At 62.3% G+C, this 4,958-nt stretch carries 5 protein-coding genes and 1 pseudogene; 5 read left to right on the top strand and 1 reads right to left on the bottom strand.

Annotated features, from left to right (window positions below):
• Positions 1 to 66 precede the first annotated feature (66 nt).
• From AC1D1X_RS15505 to xth, 5 genes and pseudogenes are all read left to right on the top strand, one after another.
• A pseudogene (locus tag AC1D1X_RS15505) lies at positions 67 to 819 on the top strand (M48 family metallopeptidase); the annotation flags it as partial.
• Positions 820 to 980: 161 nt separating this feature from the next.
• On the top strand, positions 981 to 1,811 hold the full coding sequence (locus AC1D1X_RS15500) for a hypothetical protein (RefSeq protein WP_477698596.1): 831 nt from the start codon (positions 981 to 983) through the stop codon (positions 1,809 to 1,811).
• A gap of 5 nt (positions 1,812 to 1,816) precedes the next feature.
• Positions 1,817 to 2,299 (top strand): dihydrofolate reductase, encoded by a 483-nt coding sequence (locus tag AC1D1X_RS15495; RefSeq protein WP_477667922.1) that lies wholly within the window; start codon positions 1,817 to 1,819, stop codon positions 2,297 to 2,299.
• Between the two features lie 47 nt (positions 2,300 to 2,346).
• Positions 2,347 to 2,937, top strand: coding sequence for a DUF4337 domain-containing protein (locus AC1D1X_RS15490; protein ID WP_477667923.1), 591 nt, complete (start codon positions 2,347 to 2,349; stop codon positions 2,935 to 2,937).
• A gap of 42 nt (positions 2,938 to 2,979) precedes the next feature.
• On the top strand, positions 2,980 to 3,756 hold the full coding sequence (gene xth, locus AC1D1X_RS15485; RefSeq protein ID WP_477667924.1) for an exodeoxyribonuclease III: 777 nt from the start codon (positions 2,980 to 2,982) through the stop codon (positions 3,754 to 3,756).
• A 228-nt stretch (positions 3,757 to 3,984) separates the two neighbouring features.
• Here the strand turns inward: xth and AC1D1X_RS15480 are convergent.
• On the bottom strand, positions 3,985 to 4,958 hold a 974-nt coding region (locus AC1D1X_RS15480), incomplete at its 5' end, for a sigma 54-interacting transcriptional regulator (protein ID WP_477698595.1).

Below are 4,958 nucleotides of genomic sequence, written 5' to 3'. Positions count from 1 at the left end.
CTGCTGGCTCTGGCCTCGGAGCTGATCTTTGTGACGGTGGTCATCTTGCCGATCGCGCCCTTCGTGATGCTTCAGGCCGCCATTTGGGGACCCGGTTTTGCCGCAGTGTTTGGCTTCGCGGCCTTTCTCTTCCTGTGGTGGCTGGTCCAGCCCTCGCCCGGCACGGTTGGCCGGCACACCATTGGCCGTGAAGATGCACCCGCACTCTTTGAGATGGTGGACGGCTTGTGCACCGGCGCCGCGGCGCCGCGCATCCACCGCATCGTGCTGGACAACGAACTGAACGCGGCGGCTTATCAAACCGGCGGTTTCCTGTCGTTGTTTGGCAGCCGCCGCACTCTCATACTGGGTGTCCCCTTGCTGAAGATGCTGAACAAGGACGAAGTGAAAGCCGTCATCGCGCACGAGCTGGGGCACTTTTCCCGCAACCACGGGCGTCTGGGTCACTGGATCTACAGGGTGCGGGCCAAATGGGACCACTACCTTCACATGCAAGGCAACGACAGCTTCGTGGATGGGGGGCTGAAGGCCATCGCGTCCTGGTTTGTTCCCTACTTTGTCTCGCGATCATCCAGCTGGTCCCGTCAGTGTGAATTCGAGGCCGACGCCGTCGCAGCGCGGACTTCCTCAGCGCGCCACCTCACCGACGCTCTTGCCAGGCTGGAATTTATTTCTTTTCTTCTGGCCCGGAAACTGCCCACACAACTGAGCAGCCTGCGCATGCAATCGACGCAAGCGCCCGGCAACTTCTGGGGGCTGACATCCGATCTTGTCGAGGCCCATGGCAGCTTCATGCCGCAGGCGCTCGCGGAGGGAGCCAGCCGCCCACGGCGTGCGCAAGACACCCACCCGCCGCTGCATGAACGTGCGGCGGCGCTGGGCCTGCAGGTCGAGTCGCCTCCGCTTGAAACCTCGCCCTGTGCTGGAGACATGCTTCTGGGCAAAGAGTGGACCCGGTTCCTGACGGCCTGCAATGAGGATTGGCAGAAAACACGCAGGCCAACTGGCGATTCGACCACCTACGGATGCGGTGGCTGGTGGCCGGTGGGGTGCATGTGCTCTTCTCCGAACAAACACCCGCCCAGACCGAACTGGCGACGGCGATTGTGCAAGAGCAGTTGCAGAGCGACGACTCAAGCCTGGCCCTGCTGTCTGCAGCGGCAGCCCGCCATCCCGAAATGGCCATGGCCCGGTTCTACTTCGGCCTGGCGTTGCTCGAAAGAGGCGACAACGCCGGCGTCGAGGAATTGCGGCAATCGATCCGGCTGGACAAACGCATCGCCCTCGGGGCGCAGAACGTTATTTGCGGCTATCTCGCATCGCACGGCGACCCGAAGGCCGCACGTGAAGCCGTCATACGCCGCCGCTACACGCACAGGAGGCTGACGCCGCTGTATGAGCAGTTGTGGGAGGCCCTTCTGTGCCGCCCTGTACGCGCCATCGCACCCGGTGCGGTGCCGCTTCTGGCGGAGGTGCTGGCGGGTGAACCACTGACCGACGGCTGCTGGGCGGTGCAGCTGGACCTGCCCGACGYGGCGAACCTTTCCCACACCGTGAATATCCTCGTGGTGCGGATTGACCATGAGCAAGCCCATAAAACCGGCCTTGGCGAAGACGATCTTCGCGCGCGCTACCAGAACTACCTTCAGGCCGTCACACCGCCCGACCAGCTGGCGATGGTGAACACGGTCTATACCTCCGAGGCGCTCAATCCACGCCTGCTCAAGCAACTGCAGGCCGTTCCCGGCAGCGTCGTCATCGCGCCGGCCAGGCCCCTGAATCTGGATATCATCCGGATTGATTCCATCTGAACACCATGAAAATCCGCATGATCTTCGCCCGCGCCGCCAATGGCGTGATAGGCCGCGACAACACCATCCCCTGGCGCCTGCCGGAAGACATGGCGCGCTTAAAGCGCCTGACCACCGGCTGGCCGGTCATCATGGGCCGCAAGACCTGGGATTCGCTGCCGGTGAAATTCCGGCCGCTGCCGGGCCGCGCCAACATCGTCATCACGCGGCAGCCTGATTGGAAAGACACCGGTGCCTCGACGGCCGCGAGCCTGGCCGACGCGTTGGCGCTGTGTGCCTCGTCGGCCGAAGTTTGGATTCTGGGCGGCGCGCAAATCTACGCGCAGGCGATGCCGCTGGCCGAGCGCATCGAAGTCACCGAGATTGCCGAAGAGATTGAAGGCGACGCCTACGCGCCGACGCTGGGGCCCGAATGGCGGGTGGCCGCGCGTGAAGACCACGTGTCAGCCAACGGAATGAAGTTCAGCTTCATCACCTATCAAAAATAGACCTGTAATAACTCAAGCAACGCATAACAACACACAAAGGAACTGATATGTCAGGAGGCGGATTTCACGTACACGGGCCCCACGACCATGAGCTCGAGCATGCGGCGCAGGGGGGTCATGGCGGCCACGACAACGGCGGCATGATCGCGCAAATCGCGGTCATCACGGCCATCATTGCCACCATAGGCGCCATCTTTGCGTACATGGGCGGTGCCACGCAGGCCAATGCGGGCCTGTATAAAAACAACGCGGCCATCAAGAAGACGGAAGCTTCCAACCAGTGGAATTACTTCCAGTCGAAAAGCACCAAGCAGTCGCTGGCCGAACTCGCCCGCGACCTGGCGCCAGGGGACAAAAAAGCCGGCTACCAGGGCAAGGTAGACCGCTACGAAAAGGAAAAGAACGAGATCAAGGTGGTCGCCGACAAACTGGAAGCCGAGGCCACCACCTGGGACAAATCGTCCGATGAGCAGATGCACCAGCACCACCGCTGGGCGCAGGCTACCACGGTGCTGCAGGTGGCCATTGCCCTGGCGGCCATTGCGCTGCTGACCCGCAAGAAGTGGCTTGAATACGGCATGTTCGTCGTGGCCGGCGTGGGGCTGGTCATCGGCGTATTTGCCTTGCTACATATTTAATAGCTGCTGGCGCAGGTCCTTATTGGGCTGGAGCACTAAATCATGAAAATTTCCACCTGGAACGTCAACTCCCTCACTGCGCGGCTCGCGCATGTGCTGAACTGGCTTGCGGCCAATCCAGTCGATGTGTTGTGCCTGCAAGAGCTCAAGATGACGGACGACAAGTTCCCGCTGGAAGCGCTCAAGGCCGCCGGCTATGAGGCCGCCGCATTCGGCCAGAAAACCTACAACGGCGTGGCGATCCTTTCGCGCACGCCGCTGCGCGACGTGGTGAAAAATATTGTCGGTTTTGAGGACGAGCACTCACGCGTTATTGCCGCCACGGTGGACGGCCCTGCGGGCCCCATCCGGGTGCTGAACGGCTATTTCGTCAATGGGCAGGAGCCCGGCAGCGAAAAGTTCGCCTACAAGATGCGCTGGCTGGGAGGTCTGCAGGCTTATGTGCGCGCGGAGATGGCAGCCCACCCACAACTGGTGTTGCTGGGCGACTTCAACATCACACCGGAAGACCAGGATTCGTTCGACCCGGAGGGCTTGCGCGACACCATTCACCACACGAAGGAAGAGCGTGAGCATTTCCGCCAGCTGGTGGCGCTGGGCCTGACCGACAGTTTCCGCATGTTCGAGCAGCCGCCCAAAAGCTTTTCATGGTGGGACTACCGCATGCTCGGTTACCAGAAGAACCGTGGCCTGCGCATCGACCACATCCTGGTCAGCGACGCCCTGAAGCCGCAAGTCAAAGGCTGCACCATAGACCGCGTACCGCGCAAATGGGAAAAGCCCAGCGACCACGCGCCGGTGACCCTGGAATTGAGCTAACCCCCGTCCAGGCTCACTGCGTGTAGCCCGTTCCCCCCTTTCAGGGGGCGAGGCCAGCGGTCTGGCAAAGCCAGTCCCGCGGCCTCCGCTGGTGAAAATCCCCGCTGGTCACGCCACTGAACTCTTCAAGCCAGCATGAGCCGTGGAACCGGCTTTGCCGGGCCACAGGCGGGCGGCCCCCTCGGGGGGCAGCGACCCACACGCAGTGGGGGAGCGTGGGGGCTCCATCTACTCCAGATTGAGTTCCTGAATCTTGCGCGTGATAGTGTTGCGGCCTATGCCCAACTTTTGAGCCGCCTCAATGCGGCGCCCGCGTGTATTGACCAGTGCGGTCTGGATCAGCTTGGATTCAAAACGCCGGGTCAGCACATCCCACACGTCGCTGCGACCGGTCGCCAGCAACGCCAGAGCTTCTGCTTCAAGACCACTTTCCCAGCTCTGTTCAGGGCCAGAGACCGGCGGAACCGGTACGGCCGCTTCAGCCCCATGGCTGGCAGGAATTTTCTCCGCGGCGCCTGCCGACCACTCCACTTTGGCCACCCCAGCCTTCTCGGCAAAAACCGGGTTTCTGCCCGATTCGGGAACAATGCCCAGCACTTCGGGTGGAAGATCCTTGGGCTCAATCACCTGCGCCGGTGCCATAACGGTGAGCCAGTGGCAAATGTTTTCAAGCTGGCGCACATTGCCGGGGAAACCAAAGTTGCTGAGCTGCTGCAGCGCCGTGTCGGAAATCCGCTTGGGCTCCACACCGAGCTGCTTGGCGCTTTGCTGCAGGAAGTGGCGTGTCAGCATGAAGACATCCTCGCGCCGCTCGCGCAGTGCGGGCAGGCGCAGGCGGATCACGTTGAGGCGGTGGAACAAATCCTCGCGGAAGCCGCCTTCCTTGACGCGCTGCTCCAGGTCCTGGTGGGTAGCGGCGATCACACGCACGTTGGCCTTGACGGCGTTGTGCCCGCCGACGCGGTAGAAATGGCCGTCGCTCAGCACACGCAAAAGGCGCGTCTGCAAGTCAAACGGCATGTCGCCGATTTCATCGAGGAAGAGCGTACCGCCCTCAGCTTGTTCAAAGCGGCCGCGCCGCATGGTCTGCGCGCCGGTGAACGCGCCGCGCTCATGGCCGAACAGTTCGCTCTCCAACAAATCCTTGGGGATGGCCGCGGTATTAATGGCCACAAAGGGCCCGTTGGCGCGGGGCGAATGCT

This window comes from Polaromonas sp. P1_G4, from assembly GCF_056405475.1.
The sequence above is the reverse complement of the archived record's forward strand: the minus strand, read 5'-3'. Positions and strand labels throughout refer to the sequence as shown.

What these genes read in the sequence shown, in the direction of transcription:
- AC1D1X_RS15490 (WP_477667923.1), top strand. Translation starts at nt 2,347, where the DNA reads ATGTCAGGAGGCGGATTTCACGTACACGGGCCCCACGACCATGAGCTC.
- xth (WP_477667924.1), top strand. Translation starts at nt 2,980, where the DNA reads ATGAAAATTTCCACCTGGAACGTCAACTCCCTCACTGCGCGGCTCGCG.
- AC1D1X_RS15495 (WP_477667922.1), top strand. Translation starts at nt 1,817, where the DNA reads ATGAAAATCCGCATGATCTTCGCCCGCGCCGCCAATGGCGTGATAGGC.